The organism is Microbacterium mangrovi, from assembly GCF_000802305.1.
GTDB classification, from domain to species: Bacteria; Actinomycetota; Actinomycetes; order Actinomycetales; family Microbacteriaceae; genus Microbacterium; species Microbacterium mangrovi.
In genome coordinates, this window is sequence record NZ_JTDK01000012.1 from 35,745 (window position 1) to 55,362 (window position 19,618).

A 19,618-nucleotide genomic window follows, 5' to 3' on the forward strand; every position below is an offset into this window, starting at 1 on the left:
GCGCGCCCCTTGCCGGGTCGCCCCCGCGGCGACCGCGTTACGGCGGGCGCCTCCCCGCACTCGAAAGGGCGGTCCGGTGGCGGAACTGCAATGGGATGAGATCGATGGGCGCGCCGTGGACACGGCTCGCGTGCTCGCGGCGGATGCTGTGGAGAAGGTCGGCAACGGCCACCCCGGCACCGCGATGAGCCTGGCTCCGGCGGCGTACCTGCTGTATCAGCGGGTGATGCGGCACGATCCGTCCGACACCCACTGGCTGGGCCGGGACCGGTTCATCCTGTCCGCGGGCCACTCGTCCCTCACGCAGTACATCCAGCTGTACTACGGCGGATTCGGCCTGGAGCTTTCCGACCTGGAGTCGCTGCGCACGTGGGGGTCGCTGACCCCGGGCCACCCCGAGTACGGGCACACCAAGGGCGTGGAGATCACCACCGGCCCGCTCGGTCAGGGTCTGTCGTCCGCGGTCGGCTTCGCGTACGCGGCCCGCTACGAGCGCGGCCTGTTCGACCCCGAGGCCCCCGCTGGGCAGAGCCCGTTCGACCACTTCATCTACGTGATCGCCGGTGACGGCGACCTGCAGGAGGGCGTCACCTCCGAGGCGTCGTCGCTGGCCGGTCACCAGCAGCTGGGCAACCTGATCGCGATCTACGACTCGAACCAGATCTCGATCGAGGACGACACCAACGTCGCGTTCACCGAGGACGTCCACAAGCGCTACGAGGCGTACGGCTGGCACGTGCAGGTCGTGGACTGGAAGAAGACCGGCCAGTACGTCGAGGACGTCGCCGAGCTGCACCGCGCCATCGAGGCGGCGCAGGGCGAGACCGCCAAGCCGTCGCTGATCATCCTGCGCACCATCATCGGCTGGCCGTCGCCGGGCAAGCAGAACACCGGCAAGGTGCACGGCTCCGCCCTCGGCGCCGACGAGCTGGCCGCGACCAAGCGCGCCCTCGGCTTCGACCCCGAGCAGCACTTCGCCGTCGCCGACGACGTGATCGCGCACACCCGTCAGCTCGTCGACCGGGGCGCGGCCGCGCACGCCGAGTGGCAGACCGCGTTCGACGCGTGGGCCGCGGCGAATCCTGCGCGCAAGGCGCTGCTGGACCGCCTCGAGGCAGGAACCCTGCCCGCGGACATCGCGGACGCCCTGCCGGTCTTCCCGGCAGGCAAGGACGTCTCCACGCGTGCCGCGTCCGGCCAGGTCATCAACGCCCTCGCCGCCCAGCTGCCGGAGCTGTGGGGCGGGTCGGCGGATCTTGCCGAGTCGAACCTGACCACCATCAAGGACGCCCCCTCGTTCATCCCGGAGGAGTGGTCCACCCACGAGTGGTCGGGCAACCCGTACGGCCGGGTGCTGCACTTCGGCATCCGCGAGCACGCGATGGGCGCGATCGTCAACGGCATCGTGCTGCACGGCCCGACCCGCGCGTTCGGCGGCACGTTCCTGATCTTCAGCGACTACATGCGCCCCCCGGTGCGTCTGGCCGCCCTCATGAACATCCCCTCGCTGTTCGTCTGGACCCACGACTCCGTCGCGCTCGGCGAAGACGGCCCCACCCACCAGCCCATCGAGCAGCTCGCCGCGCTGCGCGCGATCCCGAACCTCACGATCGTGCGCCCCGCCGACGCGAACGAGACCGCGCACGCGTGGCTCGAGCTGCTGCGCCGGCAGGAGGGCCCCGGCGGTCTCGCGCTGACCCGTCAGAACATCCCCGTGTTCGAACGCGGCACCGGCGACGCGACCGGCGACGCGTTCGCCTCGGCGGCGAACACCGCCAAGGGCGCCTACGTGCTCATCGACTCCCCCACCGGCACCGTCGACGTCATCCTCATCGCCACCGGCTCCGAGGTGCAGCTGGCCGTCGCCGCCCGCGAGCGCCTGGCGGCCGAGGGCATCGGCGCCCGCGTCGTGTCGGCGCCGTCGCTGGAGTGGTTCGCCGAGCAGGACGCCGCCTACCGGGAGTCAGTCCTCCCGGCATCGGTCACCGCCCGCGTGTCGGTCGAGGCCGGGCTCGCCCTGCCCTGGCGCGGCATCGTCGGAGACCGCGGCCGCTCGGTGTCCATCGAGCACTTCGGCGCCTCGGCCGACTACAAGACCCTGTTCGAGAAGTTCGGCATCACGACGGAGCACGTCGTCCAGGCCGCCCACGAGACCCTGAAGGACAACGCATGAGCACCCCCACCGAAGACCTCTCGGCCGCCGGCGTCAGCATCTGGCTGGACGACCTGTCCCGGGCCCGGCTGACCAGCGGCAACCTGCAGGAGCTGATCGACACCCGCAACGTCGTCGGCGTCACCACCAACCCGACCATCTTCCAGGGCGCGATCCAGAGCGGCGGCGAGGACTACGCGTCGCAGCTGCACCTGCTCGCGATCGCCGGAGCCACCGTCGAGGATGCGATCTTCGCGGCGACCACCGACGACGTGCGCGACGCGTGCGACCTGCTGCGCCCCGTCTACGAGTCCACGAACGGGTTCGACGGACGCGTGTCGATCGAGGTGTCCCCCGACCTGGCGCACAACACCACCGCGACGGTCGCCCAGGCCAAGCAGCTGTGGGAGACCGTCGGCCGCCCGAACGCCTACATCAAGATCCCCGCGACCAAGGCCGGCCTGCCCGCGATCACCCACGCGATCGCAGCGGGCATCTCGGTCAACGTCACCCTGATCTTCAGCCTCGACCGTTACGAGGCCGTCATCGACGCATACCTGACCGGGCTCGAGCAGGCCAAGGCCGCCGGCATCGACCTGTCCACCATCCACTCCGTCGCGTCGTTCTTCGTGTCCCGCGTGGACACCGAAGTCGACAAGCGCCTGGACTCGATGAGCGACCCCGACGCGGAGGCGCTGCGCTCCAAGGCCGGCATCGCCAACGCCCGCCTCGCCTACGAGCTGTTCGAGACCACCTTCGCCGAGGACCGCGCCAAGAAGCTCCTGGCCGCCGGCGCGAACGTGCAGCGTCCGCTGTGGGCCTCCACCGGCGTGAAGGACCCGTCGCTGCCCGACACCCTCTACGTCACGGAGCTCGTCGCACCGCACACGGTCAACACCATGCCGGAGAAGACGCTGCAGGCCACCTTCGACCACGGCGTCATCACCGGCGACACGGTGCGCGGCACCTACACCGCCGCGCACGGCGTGTTCGAGCGTCTCGCGAACGTCGGCATCGACTTCGCCGACGTCACCCAGCAGCTCGAGGACGAGGGCGTGGAGAAGTTCATCACCTCGTGGCAGGACGTCAAGAAGACCGTCGCCGACGCCCTCAGCAACGCGAAGTAAGGCGGCCCGTTGAGCTTCCACATCCACCTGTCGGGCCACGTCAAGAAGGTCGTCGACGACACCGTTCCCGTTCTCGTCGCCGACCTGGTCGCCACCGGCATCACGGCGTGCGACCCGACACTGTGGGGGCCGGAGGCTGAAGCCGAGGCCGCACAGCGCCTGGGCTGGGTGCAATGCGTCACGGCATCCCGCGACCTGCTGCCGGACATCTACCTGCTGCGCGACGACCTGCTCGAGAAGGGGGTCGATCGCGTGGTGCTCGCCGGCATGGGCGGGTCCTCGCTCGCCCCGGAGGTCATCGCGCAGAGCGCGGGCGCTCCGCTGGTGATCCTGGATTCCACCGACCCCCGGCAGGTGCGCGCCGCGATCGACGGAGACGAGGAGGGCGGTCTCGCCGAGACCGTCCTCGTCGTGTCGTCGAAGTCGGGATCGACGGTCGAGACGGATGCTGCGCGGCGCCTGTTCGAGGCGGCGTTCCAGGATGCCGGCATCGACCCCGCCGAGCGCATCGTGGTCGTCACCGATCCCGGCTCGCCGCTCGACGTTTCCGCGCAGGCGGCCGGCTACCGCGTCTTCCACGGGGACCCGACGGTCGGCGGACGCTTCTCCGCCCTCACCGCCTTCGGGATCGTCCCGGCCGGTCTCGCCGGCGCCGACGTCGAGGAACTGCTCGAAGAGGCCGAGGCGACGCTGCTCGAGGTGGCGATCGACAGCCCGCACAACCCCGCGCTCGTGCTCGCCGCGGCGATCGCCGGCGGGACGCCCCGGCGGGACAAGCTCGCGCTCGTCGCCGACGACACGCAGCTCGTCGGGCTCCCGGACTGGGTCGAGCAGCTGATCGCGGAGTCCACCGGCAAGGACGGCTCCGGCATCCTGCCGGTGGTCATGCTTCCGGTGTCGCCCGAGCTGGACGCGCGACCGGACGACCTGCAGGTCGTGCGCTTCGTCGACGAGGCCGAGCGGTTCCACGTGTTCGAGCACCACCCCGGCGAGGTGCTCGTCAGCGCGTCGCTGGCGGCGCACTTCATCGTCTGGGAGTACGCGACCGCGATCGCAGGACGGATGCTCGGCGTCAACCCGTTCGACCAGCCCGACGTGGAGGCCGCCAAGCAGGCCGCCCGCGCCCTGCTGGACACTCCGCCGACGGCCGCGGCGCCCGCCTTCGTCGAGGACGGCATCGAGGTCCGCGCGAGCGACCCGGGCCTCCTCGCCCCGGGCACCGTCTCCGGCGTCCTGTCGGAGCTGTGGTCGCGCACGCCCGCCGACGGATACGTCGCGGTGCAGGCCTACGCGGACCGCGCAGCTCTCAGCGAGCTGCAGGGCCTGCGCGAGCTCGTCGCCGCGGATGCCGGCCGGCCCACCACGTTCGGCTGGGGCCCGCGCTTCCTGCACTCCACCGGCCAGTACCACAAGGGCGGGCCCGCCAACGGCGTGTTCCTGCAGATCACCGTCGCCGGCGAGGAGGACCTCGCCGTCCCCGGACGCCCCTACACGCTCGGGCAGCTCATCGCGGCGCAGGCCGCCGGTGACGCGGCCGTGCTCGCGGCGCGCGGAAGGCCCGTCGTCACCCTCACCCTCACCGATCCGCAGACCGATCTGCTCGCGCTGTTCGACGCCGCATAGGAGGATGCCCCCAGCATGACCGTCGACATCACTCGTGACTTCAACCCGCTCCGGGACCCGGACGACCGCCGGCTGAACCGGATCGCGGGGCCGAGCGCCCTCGTCATCTTCGGCGTCACCGGCGACCTGTCGCGCAAGAAGCTCATGCCCGCCGTGTACGACCTCGCCAACCGGGGGCTGCTGCCCCCGGGCTTCGCGCTGGTCGGCTTCGCCCGGCGCGACTGGGCCGACCAGGACTTCGCCCAGGTCGTCCACGACGCGGTGCGCGCCCACGCGCGCACCGAGTTCCGTGAGGACACCTGGCAGCAGCTGCTGCAGGGCATCCGGTTCGTCAGCGGAGACTTCAGCGACGCGGCCTCGTTCCGGCGCCTGCGCGAGACCGTCGAGAAGCTCGACGTCGAACGCGGCACGATGGGAAACCACGCCTACTACCTGTCCATCCCGCCGAACCAGTTCGGGATCGTGGCCGAGCAGCTGCGCAGTTCGGGCCTCGTCAAGGACACGGCCGACAATCCGGACGGCTGGCGACGCGTCGTCATCGAGAAGCCGTTCGGGCACGACCTGAAGTCCGCGCACGAGCTCAACGCGGCGCTGCGCACCACCTTCCCCGCCGACTCGATCTTCCGGATCGACCACTACCTCGGCAAGGAGACGGTGCAGAACATCCTGGCGCTGCGCTTCGCCAACGAGCTGTTCGAACCGATCTGGAACCGCAACTACGTCGACCACGTGCAGATCACCATGGCCGAGGACATCGGCGTCGGAGGCCGGGCGGGCTACTACGACGGCATCGGCGCGGCGCGCGACGTCATCCAGAACCACCTGCTGCAGCTGCTCGCCCTCACCGCGATGGAGGAGCCGATCTCGCTGGGGGCCGCAGACCTCCGCGGCGAGAAGGAGAAGGTGCTCGCCGCGGTGTCGCTCCCGAGCGACCTGCGCCTGGCCACGGCGCGCGGGCAATACGGCGGCGGCTGGCAGGGCGGCGAGCAGGTGCGGGCGTTCCTCGAAGAGGACGGCATGGACCCGCAGTCCACGACCGAGACCTATGCGGCGCTGAAGCTCGGGATCAACACCCGGCGCTGGGCGGGCGTCCCGTTCTACCTCCGCACCGGCAAGCGCCTCGGTCGGCGCGTGACCGAGATCGCCGTGGTCTTCAACCGCACCCCGGAGCATCTCTTCCGGCGCAACCAGACCGCGGGCCTCGGACAGAACGCGCTCGTCATCCGCGTGCAGCCCGACGAGGGCGTCACGATCCGCTTCGGCTCGAAGGTCCCCGGCGCCGGCACCCAGGTGCGCGACGTCACGATGGACTTCGGATACGGGCACGCGTTCACCGAGGCCAGCCCGGAGGCGTACGAGCGCCTCATCCTCGACGTGCTGCTCGGCGACCCGCCGCTCTTCCCGCGGCACGAAGAGGTCGAACTGAGCTGGAAGATCCTCGACCCGGTCGAGGAGTACTGGCGCGAGCAGGGCGGCCCCCTCGAGCAGTACACCCCCGGCGGATGGGGACCCGCGTCCGCCAACGCCCTGCTCGCCCGCGATGGCCGCACCTGGAGGCGTCCGTGATCATCGAACTTCCCGACACCACCGTCAGCAAGATCGCGAAGGCCCTGATCGAGGTCCGCGAAGAGGGCGGCGTCACCGCCCTCGGACGCGTCCTGACCCTCATCATCGTCACCAAGCACGGTGCCGAGGACGAGGTCATCGAGGCCGCCAACGACGCCTCGCGCGAGCATCCCATGCGTGTCATCGTGCTCACCTACGACGCCAAGGACAGCACCCACGCCACGCCGCGGCTGGATGCCGAGATCCGCGTCGGCGGCGACGCCGGCGCCAGCGAGGTGATCGTGCTGCGCGCGGTGGGAGCGGCCGGCAACAACTCCGAGAGCCTCGTGACGGGCCTGCTGCTGCCGGATGCCCCCGTGGTGGCCTGGTGGCCGCACGAGACGCCCCTGGCCCCCTCGCGCTCCTCCATCGGCCGGATCGCACAGCGCCGCATCACCGATGCCGCCGCCCAGCCGAACCCGGCCGAGTGGGTCGCCGACCTCAGCAAGCACTACGCCCCCGGCGACACCGACCTCGCCTGGACGCGCCTCACCCGGTGGCGCGAGCAGCTCGCGGCCGTGCTCGATCAGCCTCCGTTCGAGCCGGTGGACCGCGTCGAGGTGCACGGGGCCGGCGACTCCCCCTCCACGGCCCTGCTCGCGGCGTGGCTTCGGCTGACGCTCGACGCGCCGGTGGAGTGGACCTACGCCGACCCGTCCGCGTGGTCGCACGGCATCAAGTCGGTGCGCCTCGTCCGCGCGTCCGGCGACACCCTCCTGGAGCGGCCGGAGCAGGGGTTCGCGATCCTCAGCCAGCCCGGGCAGCCCACGCACGAGCTCGCGTTCGCGCGGCGCACGCTGCGCGAGTGCATCGCCGAGGAGCTGCGGAGCCTGGACGCCGACCTCCTCTACGGCCGCGTGATCTCCGAGGGCTGGGCGAAGCTGACCGACGAGCCGGCGGAGGCGACCGCATGACCAAGCGCGTGGTGCTCCGCCAGACTCCCGGTGAGCTCGCCGGGGTGGTCGCCGCCCGGCTCCTCGGCCGGATCGCCAAGCGCACCGCGGACGGCAAGACGGTGCACGTCTCCCTGACCGGCGGCACGATGGGAATCGAGGTGCTGCGCGCCGCGGGGCGCCACCCGCAGCGCTCCGCGGTCGACTGGTCGCTCGTGCACGTCTGGTGGAGCGATGAGAGGTTCGTCGCGGCATCCTCCGAGGAGCGCAACGACGTGCCCGCGGCGGCATTCCTGGACGCCGTCGACCTCCCGGCGGCCAACGTCCACCGGATGCCGGCCGCCGACGGCGGGCTCGATCTGGATGCCGCTGCGGCGGCGTACGCCGCCGAGCTGGCGCGCTTCGCGACCGACGGCGCGACGTGGCCGGAGTTCGACATCTCCCTGCTCGGAGTGGGGCCCGACGGGCACATCGCGTCGCTGTTCCCCGACCGACCGGAGATCACCGTCACCGACGAGGTGGTGCTGCCGGTGCGCGACTCCCCCAAGCCGCCGCCGGAGCGCCTCACCCTGACCCGCCCCGTCATCAACTCGTCCAAGCGGGTGTGGCTGGTCATGACCGGAGCCGAGAAGGCCTCCGCGCTGGGCCTCGCCCTCGCCGGTGCCAGCTACCGCAGCGTCCCGGCCGCCGGAGCCAAAGGCACCAAGCGCACCACGTTCTTCGTGGATGCGGCAGCGGCCGCCCAGGTTCCTCCGGACCTCATCGACGGCGACGACGACTGACGCGCAGCTCTCCCCGCTGCACGAAGAAGACCCGATGGCCTCGGCCATCGGGTCTTCTCACGTTCGCGGGGCGGCGGCTCAGGCCTGCCCGCGCCGGTCGCGCAGCTGCTGCAGCGCGTCGTCGAGGAGCTGGTCGGCCTCCTCGTCGGTGCGACGCTCCTTCACGTACGCGAGGTGCGTCTTGTACGGCTCGGTCTTGGCCAGGGCCGGCGGGTTCTCCTTGTCGCGCCCGGCCGGAAGACCGGAGTGCGGCGAGTCGATGGTCTCGGGGATCTCCGCCTCGTCGACACCGGCCGCGAAATAGCGGACGGTCTCGTTGCCGAGGGCGTCCCAGTACGAGACCGCGATGCGGTCGGCGTGGTGCCCGTGGTCCTGTTCGCCCATCGGGCCCGCGCCGACGCGCGTGCCCCGGATTGCGTTGCCGCCTGCTGCCATGTCAGATCCCCTGGAACTTGGTGATGAGACCCAGCGCGACGATCGAGACGAACCACGCGAGGGCCAGGATGACGGTGAATCGGTTGAGGTTGCGCTCTGCCAGCCCGGACGAACCGAGCGCGGACGACATGCCGCCGCCGAACATGTCGGACAGGCCGCCGCCGCGCCCCTTGTGCAGGAGGATCAGCAGAGTCAGCAGCAGACTCGTGATGCCGAGGATCACCTGCAGAATGAACTGGAGAATTTCCACGTGAAGTAGCCTTTCGCGGCGGCCTCGGCGGGCCGCACAAACCTCAAGTATACGGAGGTGTCCCGATCAGACGCCGACGTGCTTCTGGTAGCGCGCGATCGCGGCGAATTCGTCGACCACGAGCGACGCACCGCCCACGAGCGCCCCGTCGACGTCGGGCTCGCGCATGAAGCCGGCGATGTTGCCCGACTTCACGGAGCCGCCGTACAGGATGCGCGTGCGGGATGCCGCGGCATCCCCCAGCGTCTCGGCGATCACCGCACGAAGCGCCGCGCAGACGTCCTGCGCCTGCTGGGGCGTCGCCGCCTGTCCGGAGCCGATCGCCCACACGGGCTCGTAGGCCACGACGATGTCGGCGTCCGGCTTGACGTCCGCGAGCGCCGCGCGCAGCTGGCTGACCGGCACCGCGCTCGCACCGAACTTCTCCAGGTCCTCCGCCGTCTCGCCGACGCAGATCACCGGGACGAGGCCGTGCTTGAGCGCCGCCTGCACCTTGCCGGCCACGACCTCGTCGGACTCGGCGTGGTACTCGCGACGCTCGGAGTGCCCGATGATCACGTAGCGGCAGGCGAGCTTGGCGAGGAAGGCACCGGACACTTCGCCCGTGTACGCGCCGGAGTCGTGCGCCGAGAGGTCCTGCGCGCCCAGGGCGAACGGGATCTTGTCGGCGTCGATCAGGGTCTGCGCGGTGCGCAGGTCGGTGAACGGCGGGAAGATCGCGATCTCCACCGCACCGTCGTGCTTGGCGTCGCGCAGCGTCCAGTCCAGCTTCTGCACGAACGCCACCGTCTGCAGGTGGTCGAGGTTCATCTTCCAGTTGCCGGCGATCAGCGGCTTGCGCTGCGCCACGGTCTCATTCACTGCCATCCGAGGACCTCCAGGCCGGGAAGCGTCTTGCCTTCAAGGAATTCGAGGCTCGCGCCCCCGCCGGTCGAGATGTGACCGAAATCGTCGTCCGCGAAGCCCAGCTGGCGCACGGCCGCCGCGGAGTCGCCGCCGCCGACGACGCTGAGCCCGGGCACCTCGGTGAGGGCCTGGGCGACGGCCTTGGTGCCCGCCGCGAACGCGGCCATCTCGAACACGCCCATGGGCCCGTTCCAGAACACGGTCGTCGACGAGCGCACCGCGGCGGCGAAGGCCTCCGCCGTGCGCGGGCCGATGTCGAGGCCCAGGCCGTCGGCGCCGAACGGGGTGTCTTCGAGTTTCTCAGCGTCGGCGACCACGTGGTCGGCGTCGGCCGAGAAGGATGCCGCCACGACCGCGTCGACGGGGAGCAGCAGCTCGACGCCACGCTCCTTCGCCTCGGCGATGTAGCCGCGCACCGTGTCGAGCTGGTCCTGCTCGAGCAGGCTCTTGCCGACCGGGTGACCGAGGGCGGCGAGGAACGTGAACATCATCCCGCCGCCGATGCACAGGCGATCGACCCGCGGCAGCAGGTGCGAGATGACGCCGAGCTTGTCGCTCACCTTCGACCCGCCGAGCACCACCGTGTAGGGGCGCTCGGGGTTCTCGGTGAGGCGGTCGAGCACGTCCAGCTCGGCGGCGATCAGGAGTCCTGCGGCGGAGGGCAGCAGCTGGGCGAGGTCGTACACCGACGCCTGCTTGCGATGCACCACGCCGAAGCCGTCGGAGACCAGGGCGTCCCCGAGAGCGGCGAGCTGCTCCGCGAACGCGCCGCGCTCGGCGTCGTCCTTCGCGGTCTCCCCCGCGTTGAACCGCAGGTTCTCCAGGACGGCGACCTGGCCGTCCTCCAGTGCGGCGACGGTCTTCTGCGCGGACTCGCCCACGGTGTCGGACGCGAAGGCGACCGGCTGCCCGAGCAGCTCGGACAGGCGCTGTGCCACCGGCGCGAGGCTGTACTTGGGGTCCGGGGCGCCGGCAGGGCGCCCCAGGTGCGAGACGACGACGACGCGGGCTCCCTGCCCGGTCAGCGCCTGAAGCGTCGGCAGGGACGCCCGCACGCGACCGTCGTCCGTGATGACCCCGTCCTGAAGAGGAACATTGAGGTCACAACGGACGACGACGCGCTTTCCTGCGAGCGGCCCCGCACTCTGAACAAGGGTGTCAAGGGTGCGAAGAGCCACGGAATTCCTTATTCGTCAGAGACGCTCGGCGACGTACTCGGTCAGGTCGACGAGGCGGTTCGAGTAGCCCCACTCGTTGTCGTACCACGACGACACCTTGACCAGGTTGCCGCTCACGTTGGTGAGGCCGGCGTCGAAGATCGACGAGTGCGGGTCGAGCTGGATGTCGCTCGAGACGATCGCGTCGGCGTTGTACTTCAGGTACCCGACCAGGCGTCCGTCCGCTGCTGCGGCCTCGTACGCCGCGTTGACGGCTTCCTTGGTGAGGCCCTCGGTGTTCGTGACGATCGTGAGGTCGACGATCGAGCCGGTCGGAACCGGAACGCGGTACGACGAGCCGCTCAGCTTGCCGTTGAGCTCGGGCAGGACGAGGCCGATGGCCTTGGCTGCACCGGTCGAGGCCGGGACGATGTTGATCGCCGCGGCGCGGGCGCGGTGCAGGTCGCTGTGCGGGCCGTCCTGGAGGTTCTGGTCGGCCGTGTAGGCGTGCGCGGTCATCATGAAGCCGCGCTCGATGCCGAACGCGTCGTTGAAGACCTTGGCCAGCGGCGCGAGGCAGTTCGTGGTGCACGACGCGTTCGAGATGATGTTCATCGTCGCCGCGTCGTAGGTGTCTTCGTTCACGCCCATGACGAACGTGCCGTCCACGTCGGTGCCGGGGGCCGAGATGATGACCTTCTTGGCGCCGCCCTGGATGTGCTTGCCGGCGTCGGACGCCTTCGTGAAGCGACCGGTCGACTCGATGACGATGTCGACGCCGAGCTCGCCCCAGGGGAGGTTCGCGGGGTCGCGCTCTTCGAAGACCTTGATCGAGGTGCCGTTGACGGTGATCGAGTCCTCGTCGAACGAGACATCCGCGTCGAGACGGCCGCCGACCGAGTCGTACTTCAGCAGGTGCGCGAGAGTCTTGTTGTCGGTGAGGTCGTTCACCGCCACGATCTCGAGGTCCGCGTTCTGCGCAAGCGCAGCACGCAGGAAGTTACGTCCGATTCGGCCGAAGCCGTTGATTCCGATCTTCACAGTCACGAAGATGCTCCTGAATGGGTGTCGTGCGCTTGCGCGCGGTTCAGACGACTAGGACGCCGGTGTCCCGGGCGGTGAACCGACCGGGACACCGCACTGGCTATGACAGTACCAGCAGGCCCGAGGTCTTCTCTCGCGCTGCGTCCAAGCGTGACGCGACGTTCTCCCAGTTGGCGATGTTCCACGCCGCCTTGACGTAGTCCGCCTTGACGTTGAGGTAGTCGAGGTAGAACGCGTGCTCCCACATGTCCAGCTGGAACAGCGGAATCGTGCCCTGGGCGGTGTTGCCCTGCTGGTCGAACAGCTGCTGGATGATCAGGCGCGCCCCGATCGGGTCCCAGCTCAGCACCGCCCAGCCGGAGCCCTGGATGCCCATGGCGGCGGCGGTGAAGTGCGCCTGGAACTTCTCGAACGACCCGAAGAACTCCTCGATGGCCGCCTTCAGCTCGCCCTCGGGCTGACCGCCGCCGTTCGGCGACAGGTTGGTCCAGAAGATCGAGTGGTTGACGTGACCGCCGAGGTGGAACGCGAGGTCCTTCTCCAGGCGGTTCACGTTCGCGAAGTTGCCGGTCTCGCGGGCCTCTTCGAGCTGCTCGAGCGCGGTGTTCGCACCGGCCACGTAGGCGGCGTGGTGCTTGTCGTGGTGGAGCTGCATGATCTTGCCGCTGATGTGCGGTTCGAGTGCCGCGTAATCGTACGGCAGGTCGGGCAGCGTGTACTTCGCCATGTTCTCTTCTTCCTGTCGGCGCTGCGCGCGCACGATCACGCGAGCTAGCGAGGGTGACGAGTTCATCCTACTGACGGCAACGAAGCGGCCGGGCCGGATGATTCCCTCTGTGACGGGAAGGTCGGGGTCGGCTCAGTCCTCGACGGCGGCGGGCACGGCGGCCTCGGTCGCGGGGACGCCCGTCTCCTCGGCCTGCTTGTCGGCCATCGCCAGCAGGCGCCGGATGCGGCCCGCGACGGCATCCTTGGTCAGGGGCGGGTCGGCGTGGTGGCCGAGCTCGTCCAGGCTCGCGTCGCGGTGCGCCAGGCGCAGCTCGCCCGCCTCCCGCAGGTGGTCGGGGACGTCGTCGCCGAGGATCTCCAGGGCGCGCTCGACGCGGGCGCACGCGGCCACGGCGGCGCGGGCCGAGCGGCGCAGGTTGGCGTCGTCGAAGTTCACCAGGCGATTCACGCCGGCGCGCACCTCGCGCTGCTGACGCACTTCGTCCCAGTCGGCGGCGGCGCGGGCGGCGCCCATCACCGCGAGAGTGGCCCGGATGCCCTCGGCGTCGCGCACCACCACGCGCGGGACGCCGCGCACTTCGCGGGCCTTCGCCGGAATGCCGACGCGGTGGCCGGCGCCGACGAGGGCCATGGCGGCCTCCGAGGTCGGGCAGGAGATCTCCAGCGCTGCAGAGCGGCCCGGGTCGGACAGCGAGCCGGCGGCGAGGAACGCCCCGCGCCACGTCGCGGCCAGGTCGGGACGCGAACCCGTGGTGAGCTTGTTCGGCAGACCGCGCACGGGCCGGCGGCGCTGGTCGAGCAGGCCGGTCTGACGGGCGAGCGTCTCGCCGTTCTCGATCACCCGGACGGCGTACCGGCCGGCGCCGCGGACGGATGCCGCCTGCAGCTGCACCAGCTCGGGACGCACGCCGTAGAGTTCGACGATCTCGCGGGCGATCCGCCGGGCCAGACGGTCGGAGTCGACCTCGGCCTCGACCGCGACGCGCCCCGCGATCGAATGCAGACCACCGGAGAACCGGAGCATTGCCGTCAGTTCAGCGACGCGCGCCGTCGGACGCGGGTCGCGCAGAGCGATCAGCTCGGCCTTCACATTGGCGGTCAGCGACACGGGACTCCTCGTGGGATCGGATTGCGGGACGATCGTCCAGCTTACCCGGACCTCACTCCCGTCCGAGATCGCGGTGCTTCACGCGCACCGCGACGCCGGGCAGCCGCCCCAGCCGATCGGCCAGTTCCTCCGTCATCACGACCGACCGGTGCTTGCCGCCGGTGCAGCCGATCGCGATGACGCTGTGGCGCTTGTTCTCCCGCTGATACCCGGCGATCACCGGGATCATCGCGTTCTCGTAGGCGTCCAGGAACTCGACGGCCCCCTGCTGGGCGAGCACGAAATCGCGCACCGCCTCGTCCTTGCCGGTGAGTCCGCGCAGGTCGTCCTGCCAGTACGGATTCGGCAGGAACCGCATGTCGGCGACCACGTCGGCATCCGGCGGGAGCCCGTACTTGAACCCGAAGCTCATGATCGTCAGGGTGTGCTGCGCCGAGCCCTCGGCGGAGAACATCTCCACGACCTTGGTGGCGAGCTGGTGGATGTTGAAGCCAGACGTGTCGATGATGACGTCCGCCGCTTCGCGGATCGCCCGCGAGCGCTCGCGCTCCCGCCGGATGCCGTCGAGGATCGTGCCGTCCTCCTGCAGCGGGTGCGGCCGGCGCACGGCCTCGTAGCGGCGCACGAGCACGTCGTCGGAGGCGTCGAGGAACACCACGCGCAGCTGCGGCCGGGCATCCCGCAGCGTGCGGGTCACATCCGGCAGCTGGGTGAACATGTCGCGGCCGCGCACGTCGACGACGGCCGCCACCCGCGGCAGCGCGCTTCCGGCGAGGCCGGACACCTCCAGCAGCGGCCGCAGCATCTGCGGGGGCAGGTTGTCGACCACGTACCAGCCCATGTCTTCGAGCGCATCGGCGACCGTCGAGCGACCGGCGCCGGACATGCCCGTCACGATGAGCACTTCGCCGGTCTCGCTCGGCATTTCGTCGGTCATGCGTCCCCCCACACGTCGTCGCTCTCAGCCTAGTGATCGGAGACGTGGGCATGAACGGACGCCGCGAGCTTAGGACCGAAGCCGGGCAGCTCGGCGATCTCGCTCTCGGCCGCGCCGCGCAGCTTCGCGACCGACCCGAAGTGGCGCAGCAGCGTCTTGATTCGCGCCTCGCCGAGACCGGGGACCTCGGCGAGCACCGTCGAGATGTCGCGCCGCCGGCGCCGGCGCTGATGCGTGATCGCGAACCGGTGCGCCTCGTCGCGGAGCCGCTGCACGAGGTACAGCGCCTCCGAGGTGCGCGGCAGGATCACCGGGAAGTCGTCGCCGGGCAGCCAGATCTCCTCCAGCCTCTTGGCGATGCCGCACAGGGCGATCTCCTCGTGCCCGCTGTCGCGCAGCGCCCGGGCCGCCGCCGCCACCTGGGGCTGCCCGCCGTCGACGATCAGCAGCTGCGGCGGGTAGGCGAAGCGCGGCTTGCGGCGCGTCGTCACGACCTCGCCGTCATCGGTGGCCTCGGGCACCGGCTCCTCTTCGCGCTCGGGACGATCGAGGTGGGCCAGGCGGCGCATGAGCACCTGGTAGAGGGTGTCGGTGTCATCCGTCGTCTCGGCGACGTTGAACGTGCGGTACTGGTCTTTGCGCGGCAGGCCGTCTTCGAACACCACCATCGAGGTGACGACGTTCGTGCCCGACAGGTGCGAGGCGTCGTAGCACTCGATCCGCAGCGGGGCCTCGGTCAGCCCGAGGGCGTCCTGCAGGTCGTTGAGCGCCTGGGTGCGGGTGACGTAGTCGCTCGAGCGCCGGGTCTTGTGCAGCACCAGCGCCTGCTGGGCGTTCAGGGTGGCCGTGCGCATCAGCTCCGCCTTGCGCCCGCGCTGCGCGACCTGGATCGAGACGTTGCGGCCGCGCCGTTCGCGCAGCCACACCTCGAGCTCCCCCGCGTCGTCCGGCAGCACCGGCACGAGCACCTGGCGCGGGATGTCGGCGGCGGCCGCGTCACCGTACGTGCGCTGCAGCACCTGGTCGACCAGGTCGGGTCCGACGATGTCGATCTCCTTCTCGATCGTCGTCGCCCGCACACCGCGCACGCGGCCGCCGCGGACCACGAACTGCTGAACGGTCGCGGCCAGCTCGTCTTCGGCGATGCCGAAGAGGTCGGCGTCGGTGTCCTCCGCGAGCACGAGGGCGCTGCGGCTGAGCACGGCGTCGATCGACTGCAGCTTGTCGCGGTAGACCGCCGCGGCCTCGTAGTCCATCGCCGCGGACGCCTCCCGCATCCGGCGCGTCAGCTCCCGGGTGAACCGTTCGTCGCCGCCCGCGAGGAACGCGACGAAGTCGTCGACGATCGCCCGGTGCTCCTCGATCGTCACCTTCATCGAGCACGGCCCGCCGCAGCGCCCGATCTGGCCCGGGAAGCACGGGCGTCCGGTCGCCATGGCCTTCTTGTACGACGCGTCGCTGCAGGTGCGGATCGGGAACACCTTGATCATGAGGTCGATCGTGTCGTGCACCGCCCACACCTTGGGGTACGGACCGAAGTACTTCGCCCCCGGGATCTTGCGGTTGCGCGTCACCATGACCCGGGGCGCCTCGTCGGCGAGAGTCACGGCGAGGTACGGGTAGGACTTGTCGTCCTTGTAGCGAACGTTGAACGGCGGCGAGTACTCCTGGATCCACATGTACTCGAGCTGAAGGGCCTCGACGTCGCTGCCGACCACCGTCCACTCGACGGACGCCGCCGTGGTGACCATGCGCCGGGTCCGCTCGTGCAGCGTGTACAGCGGCGCGAAGTAGTTCGACAGGCGCTGGCGCAGGTTCTTCGCCTTGCCGACGTAGAGGATGCGCCCGGCCGCGTCACGGAACCGGTACACGCCGGGCTGCGTGGGGATCTCACCCTGCCGCGGCTTGTACGGCAGTTGATCGGCCACCGGCCTCACCCGGCCTTGCGCTCGGAGGCCTCGAACATCTCGGCCAGGAACGCACCCGTGTGCGAGGCCTCGACCTGCGCGACCTTCTCGGGGGTTCCGGTGGCGATCACGGTTCCTCCGCCGGCGCCGCCCTCGGGGCCGAGGTCGACGATCCAGTCGGAGGATTTGATGACGTCGAGGTTGTGCTCGATGACGATCACCGTGTTGCCCTTGTCGACGAGTCCGTTCAGCACTTCGAGCAGCCGCGCGACGTCCTCGAAGTGGAGGCCCGTGGTGGGCTCGTCCAGAACGTACACCGACCGCCCGTTGGAGCGTCGCTGCAGCTCGGTGGCGAGCTTGACGCGCTGCGCCTCGCCGCCGGAGAGCGTCGTGGCCGACTGTCCGAGCCGGACGTAGCCGAGTCCGACGTCGACGAGCGTGCGCAGGTACCGGTGGATCGCCTGGATCGGCTCGAAGAAGTCCGCCGCCTCGGCGATGGGCATCTCGAGCACCTCGGCGATGTTCTTGCCCTTGTAGTGCACCGCGAGCGTGTCGCGGTTGTAGCGCTTGCCGTGGCAGACCTCGCAGTCGACGTAGACGTCGGGCAGGAAGTTCATCTCGATCTTGATGGTGCCGTCGCCCGAGCACGCCTCGCAGCGACCGCCCTTGACGTTGAAGCTGAACCGCCCCGGCATGTAGCCGCGCGCCTTCGCCTCGGGCGTCTCGCTGAACAGCGTGCGGATGCGGTCGAACACTCCCGTGTACGTGGCCGGGTTCGACCGCGGCGTGCGTCCGATGGGGGCCTGGTCGACGTGCACGACCTTGTCGAGGCTGTCGAGGCCCGTCACCCTCGTGTGCTTGCCGGGCACCGTGCGCGCCCCGTTCAGGCGGGACGCGAGCACCTGGTACAGGATGTCGTTCACGAGGGTCGACTTGCCCGAGCCGCTGACGCCGGTGACGGCGGTCATCACGCCGAGCGGGAAGTCGACCGTGACGTTCTTGAGGTTGTTCTCACGCGCGCCGACCACGGTCAGCTTGCGGCTCCGGTCGATGCGCCGGCGCTTGGACGGCGTCACGATGGCCCGGCGTCCGGAGAGGTAGTCACCGGTGAGCGAACCGCGGTCTTCGAGCAGTTCGCGCAGCGGCCCGGAGTGCACCACGTTGCCCCCGTCGACGCCCGCTCGGGGTCCGATGTCGACGATCCAGTCGGCCGCGTGGATGGTCTCTTCGTCGTGCTCGACGACGATGAGGGTGTTGCCCAGGTCGCGCAGCGCGACGAGGGTCTCGATGAGGCGGCGGTTGTCGCGCTGGTGGAGCCCGATCGACGGTTCGTCGAGGACGTACAGCACGCCGGTCAGGCCCGACCCGATCTGGGTCGCCAGCCGGATGCGCTGCGCCTCGCCGCCCGAGAGCGAGCCGGCCGAGCGGCCGAGCGACAGGTAGCTCAGGCCGACCTGGGTGAGGAAGTCGAGGCGCAGGCGGATCTCGCGCAGCACCTGCGCCGCGATCTTGGCCTCGCGCTCGGTGAGTTCCAGGCGCGCGAAGTAGGCCTGCGCGTCGGCGAGGCTGAGGCGGGAGGCATCCGCGATGGAATGCCCGTGCACCTGCACGGCGAGCACCTCGGGCTTCAGGCGGGCGCCGTCGCACACCGGGCACGGCACCTCGCGCAGGTACTCCGCCCACCGCTGCCGCTGCGTGTCGGACTCGGCCTGCAGGTACTGCCGCTCGATGTACGGCACGACGCCCTCGAACCCCGACGTGTAGCGCATCTCGCGCCCGTAGCGGTTCTTCCACCGCACGTTCACCTTGAAGTTCTCCCCGTGGAGCACCGCCTCGCGGACGGCGGCCGGCAGCTTTCGCCACGGCGTGTCGAGCGAGAAGCCGAGGTCGTCCGCCAGGCCCTGCAGCAGGCGCTCGTAGTACTGGAAGAGCCCCTTGCCCTGCGTCGTCCACGGGATCACGACGCCCTCGTTGATCGAGAGGTCTTCGTCGGCCAGCATCAGGTCGACGTCGACCGACATCCGCGTGCCGAGCCCGGAGCACGCCGGGCACGCGCCGAAGGGCGCGTTGAAGGAGAACGTGCGGGGCTCGATCTCGGTGAGCTGCAGCGGATGCCCGTTCGGGCACGCCAGCTTCTCGGAGAAGGACTGCCAGGCGGCATCCCCCTCTACGTCGACGTAGTTGACCTGAACGACCCCGCCCGCGAGGCTCAGCGCCGTCTCGACCGAGTCGGTGATGCGGTCGAGGATGCCCGGCGCCGCGACCAGGCGGTCGACCACCACGGCGATGTCGTGCTTGTAGCTCTTCTTCAGCGTGGGAGGCTCGGAGAGCTGGATGAGATCGCCGTCGACGACCGCGCGCGCGAAGCCCTTGGCGCTGAGCTCCTTGAAGAGGTCGACGAACTCGCCCTTCTTCTGCGAGACGACGGGTGCCACGATCTGGTACCGCGTGCGCTCGGGGAGCTCCACGAGCTGGTCGGCGATCTGCTGCACCGTCTGCCGCTGGATCACGGCCCCGCAGTCGGGACAGTGCGGGATGCCGATGCGCGCCCACAGCAGACGCATGTAGTCGTGGATCTCGGTGATCGTGCCGACCGTCGACCGCGGGTTGCGGTTGGTCGACTTCTGGTCGATCGAGACCGCGGGGCTGAGGCCCTCGATGAAATCGACGTCCGGTCGGTCGACCTGGCCGAGGAACTGCCGCGCGTAGGCGCTGAGCGACTCGACGTACCGGCGCTGCCCCTCGGCGAAGATGGTGTCGAACGCGAGGCTGGACTTGCCGGACCCGGACAGCCCGGTGAAGACGACCAGCGAGTCGCGCGGGATGTCGAGGTCGACGTTCTTCAGATTGTGGACGCGCGCGCCGCGGACGCTGAGCTTTCCACTGGGATTCGAGGCGGAGGAGACGGGGACGATGGGCACCCGTCAAGTCTAGGAGGGGCCTCCGACATCGGCTCCGATGGA

Annotated in this window: 16 protein-coding genes; 6 read left to right on the forward strand and 10 right to left on the reverse strand. The window is 70.2% G+C overall.

The window, feature by feature from the left end; genetic code table 11:
• Positions 1–76: 76 nt before the first annotated feature.
• The 6 genes from tkt to pgl are packed head-to-tail and all read left to right on the forward strand — an operon-like array spanning position 77 to position 8,182.
• The gene (tkt, locus tag LK09_RS13540) at positions 77–2,173 is read left to right on the forward strand and encodes a transketolase (RefSeq protein ID WP_039400419.1); all 2,097 of its coding nucleotides are present in this window, start codon (positions 77–79) and stop codon (positions 2,171–2,173) included.
• Positions 2,170–3,279, forward strand: a complete 1,110-nt coding sequence (gene tal, locus LK09_RS13545; RefSeq protein ID WP_039400421.1) for a transaldolase — start codon at positions 2,170–2,172, stop codon at positions 3,277–3,279. The genes tkt and tal overlap by 4 nt, the downstream gene beginning before the upstream one ends.
• A gap of 9 nt (positions 3,280–3,288) precedes the next feature.
• Positions 3,289–4,902, forward strand: coding sequence for a glucose-6-phosphate isomerase (locus tag LK09_RS13550; protein ID WP_039400423.1), 1,614 nt, complete (start codon positions 3,289–3,291; stop codon positions 4,900–4,902).
• A 15-nt stretch (positions 4,903–4,917) separates the two neighbouring features.
• Complete coding sequence (gene zwf / locus LK09_RS13555; protein WP_039400426.1) at positions 4,918–6,468, forward strand: glucose-6-phosphate dehydrogenase; 1,551 nt, start codon at positions 4,918–4,920, stop codon at positions 6,466–6,468.
• On the forward strand, positions 6,465–7,421 hold the full coding sequence (locus tag LK09_RS13560; RefSeq protein WP_039400429.1) for a glucose-6-phosphate dehydrogenase assembly protein OpcA: 957 nt from the start codon (positions 6,465–6,467) through the stop codon (positions 7,419–7,421). The genes zwf and LK09_RS13560 overlap by 4 nt, the downstream gene beginning before the upstream one ends.
• Positions 7,418–8,182 (forward strand): 6-phosphogluconolactonase, encoded by a 765-nt coding sequence (gene pgl, locus LK09_RS13565; RefSeq protein ID WP_039400432.1) that lies wholly within the window; start codon positions 7,418–7,420, stop codon positions 8,180–8,182. Before LK09_RS13560 ends, pgl begins: the two co-directional genes overlap by 4 nt.
• Positions 8,183–8,260: 78 nt before the next feature.
• Here pgl and LK09_RS13570 read toward each other — a convergent pair whose 3' ends face one another.
• The 10 genes from LK09_RS13570 to uvrA form a co-directional block, all read right to left on the reverse strand.
• Positions 8,261–8,617 (reverse strand): RNA polymerase-binding protein RbpA, encoded by a 357-nt coding sequence (locus LK09_RS13570; protein ID WP_039400436.1) that lies wholly within the window; start codon positions 8,615–8,617, stop codon positions 8,261–8,263.
• A gap of 1 nt (position 8,618) precedes the next feature.
• Positions 8,619–8,867 (reverse strand): preprotein translocase subunit SecG, encoded by a 249-nt coding sequence (secG, locus tag LK09_RS13575; protein WP_039400439.1) that lies wholly within the window; start codon positions 8,865–8,867, stop codon positions 8,619–8,621.
• 66 nt (positions 8,868–8,933) lie between these two features.
• The gene (gene tpiA / locus LK09_RS13580; RefSeq protein WP_039400441.1) at positions 8,934–9,734 is read right to left on the reverse strand and encodes a triose-phosphate isomerase; all 801 of its coding nucleotides are present in this window, start codon (positions 9,732–9,734) and stop codon (positions 8,934–8,936) included.
• Positions 9,725–10,951, reverse strand: a complete 1,227-nt coding sequence (locus tag LK09_RS13585) for a phosphoglycerate kinase (protein ID WP_039400444.1) — start codon at positions 10,949–10,951, stop codon at positions 9,725–9,727. Before LK09_RS13585 ends, tpiA begins: the two co-directional genes overlap by 10 nt.
• 15 nt (positions 10,952–10,966) lie before the next feature.
• Positions 10,967–11,977 carry a type I glyceraldehyde-3-phosphate dehydrogenase gene (gene gap, locus LK09_RS13590; RefSeq protein ID WP_039400447.1) on the reverse strand — a complete coding sequence of 337 codons (1,011 nt, stop codon included), beginning with the start codon at positions 11,975–11,977 and terminating at the stop codon, positions 10,967–10,969.
• A 97-nt stretch (positions 11,978–12,074) separates the two neighbouring features.
• Positions 12,075–12,701, reverse strand: a complete 627-nt coding sequence (locus LK09_RS13595) for a superoxide dismutase (protein ID WP_039400648.1) — start codon at positions 12,699–12,701, stop codon at positions 12,075–12,077.
• A gap of 132 nt (positions 12,702–12,833) precedes the next feature.
• Entirely contained in the window at positions 12,834–13,811 is a 978-nt protein-coding gene (whiA, locus tag LK09_RS13600) for a DNA-binding protein WhiA (RefSeq protein WP_039400448.1), read from the reverse strand.
• A 52-nt stretch (positions 13,812–13,863) separates the two neighbouring features.
• Positions 13,864–14,748 (reverse strand): RNase adapter RapZ, encoded by an 885-nt coding sequence (gene rapZ, locus LK09_RS13605; RefSeq protein ID WP_039400451.1) that lies wholly within the window; start codon positions 14,746–14,748, stop codon positions 13,864–13,866.
• Between the two features lie 29 nt (positions 14,749–14,777).
• Positions 14,778–16,676: an excinuclease ABC subunit UvrC gene (gene uvrC / locus LK09_RS13610; protein WP_039400454.1), complete on the reverse strand. Its 1,899-nt coding sequence runs from the start codon at positions 16,674–16,676 to the stop codon at positions 14,778–14,780.
• Positions 16,677–16,681: 5 nt separating this feature from the next.
• Positions 16,682–19,576 carry an excinuclease ABC subunit UvrA gene (uvrA, locus tag LK09_RS13615; protein WP_039400457.1) on the reverse strand — a complete coding sequence of 965 codons (2,895 nt, stop codon included), beginning with the start codon at positions 19,574–19,576 and terminating at the stop codon, positions 16,682–16,684.
• Positions 19,577–19,618: the final 42 nt, after the last annotated feature.

Bases quoted from the DNA above. Each gene is read 5' to 3' on its own strand.
- LK09_RS13570 (WP_039400436.1), bottom strand. From the start codon at position 8,617: ATGGCAGCAGGCGGCAACGCAATCCGGGGCACGCGCGTCGGCGCGGGC.
- tal (WP_039400421.1), top strand. From the start codon at position 2,170: ATGAGCACCCCCACCGAAGACCTCTCGGCCGCCGGCGTCAGCATCTGG.
- rapZ (WP_039400451.1), bottom strand. From the start codon at position 14,748: ATGACCGACGAAATGCCGAGCGAGACCGGCGAAGTGCTCATCGTGACG.
- zwf (WP_039400426.1), top strand. From the start codon at position 4,918: ATGACCGTCGACATCACTCGTGACTTCAACCCGCTCCGGGACCCGGAC.
- LK09_RS13595 (WP_039400648.1), bottom strand. From the start codon at position 12,701: ATGGCGAAGTACACGCTGCCCGACCTGCCGTACGATTACGCGGCACTC.
- tpiA (WP_039400441.1), bottom strand. From the start codon at position 9,734: ATGGCAGTGAATGAGACCGTGGCGCAGCGCAAGCCGCTGATCGCCGGC.
- pgl (WP_039400432.1), top strand. From the start codon at position 7,418: ATGACCAAGCGCGTGGTGCTCCGCCAGACTCCCGGTGAGCTCGCCGGG.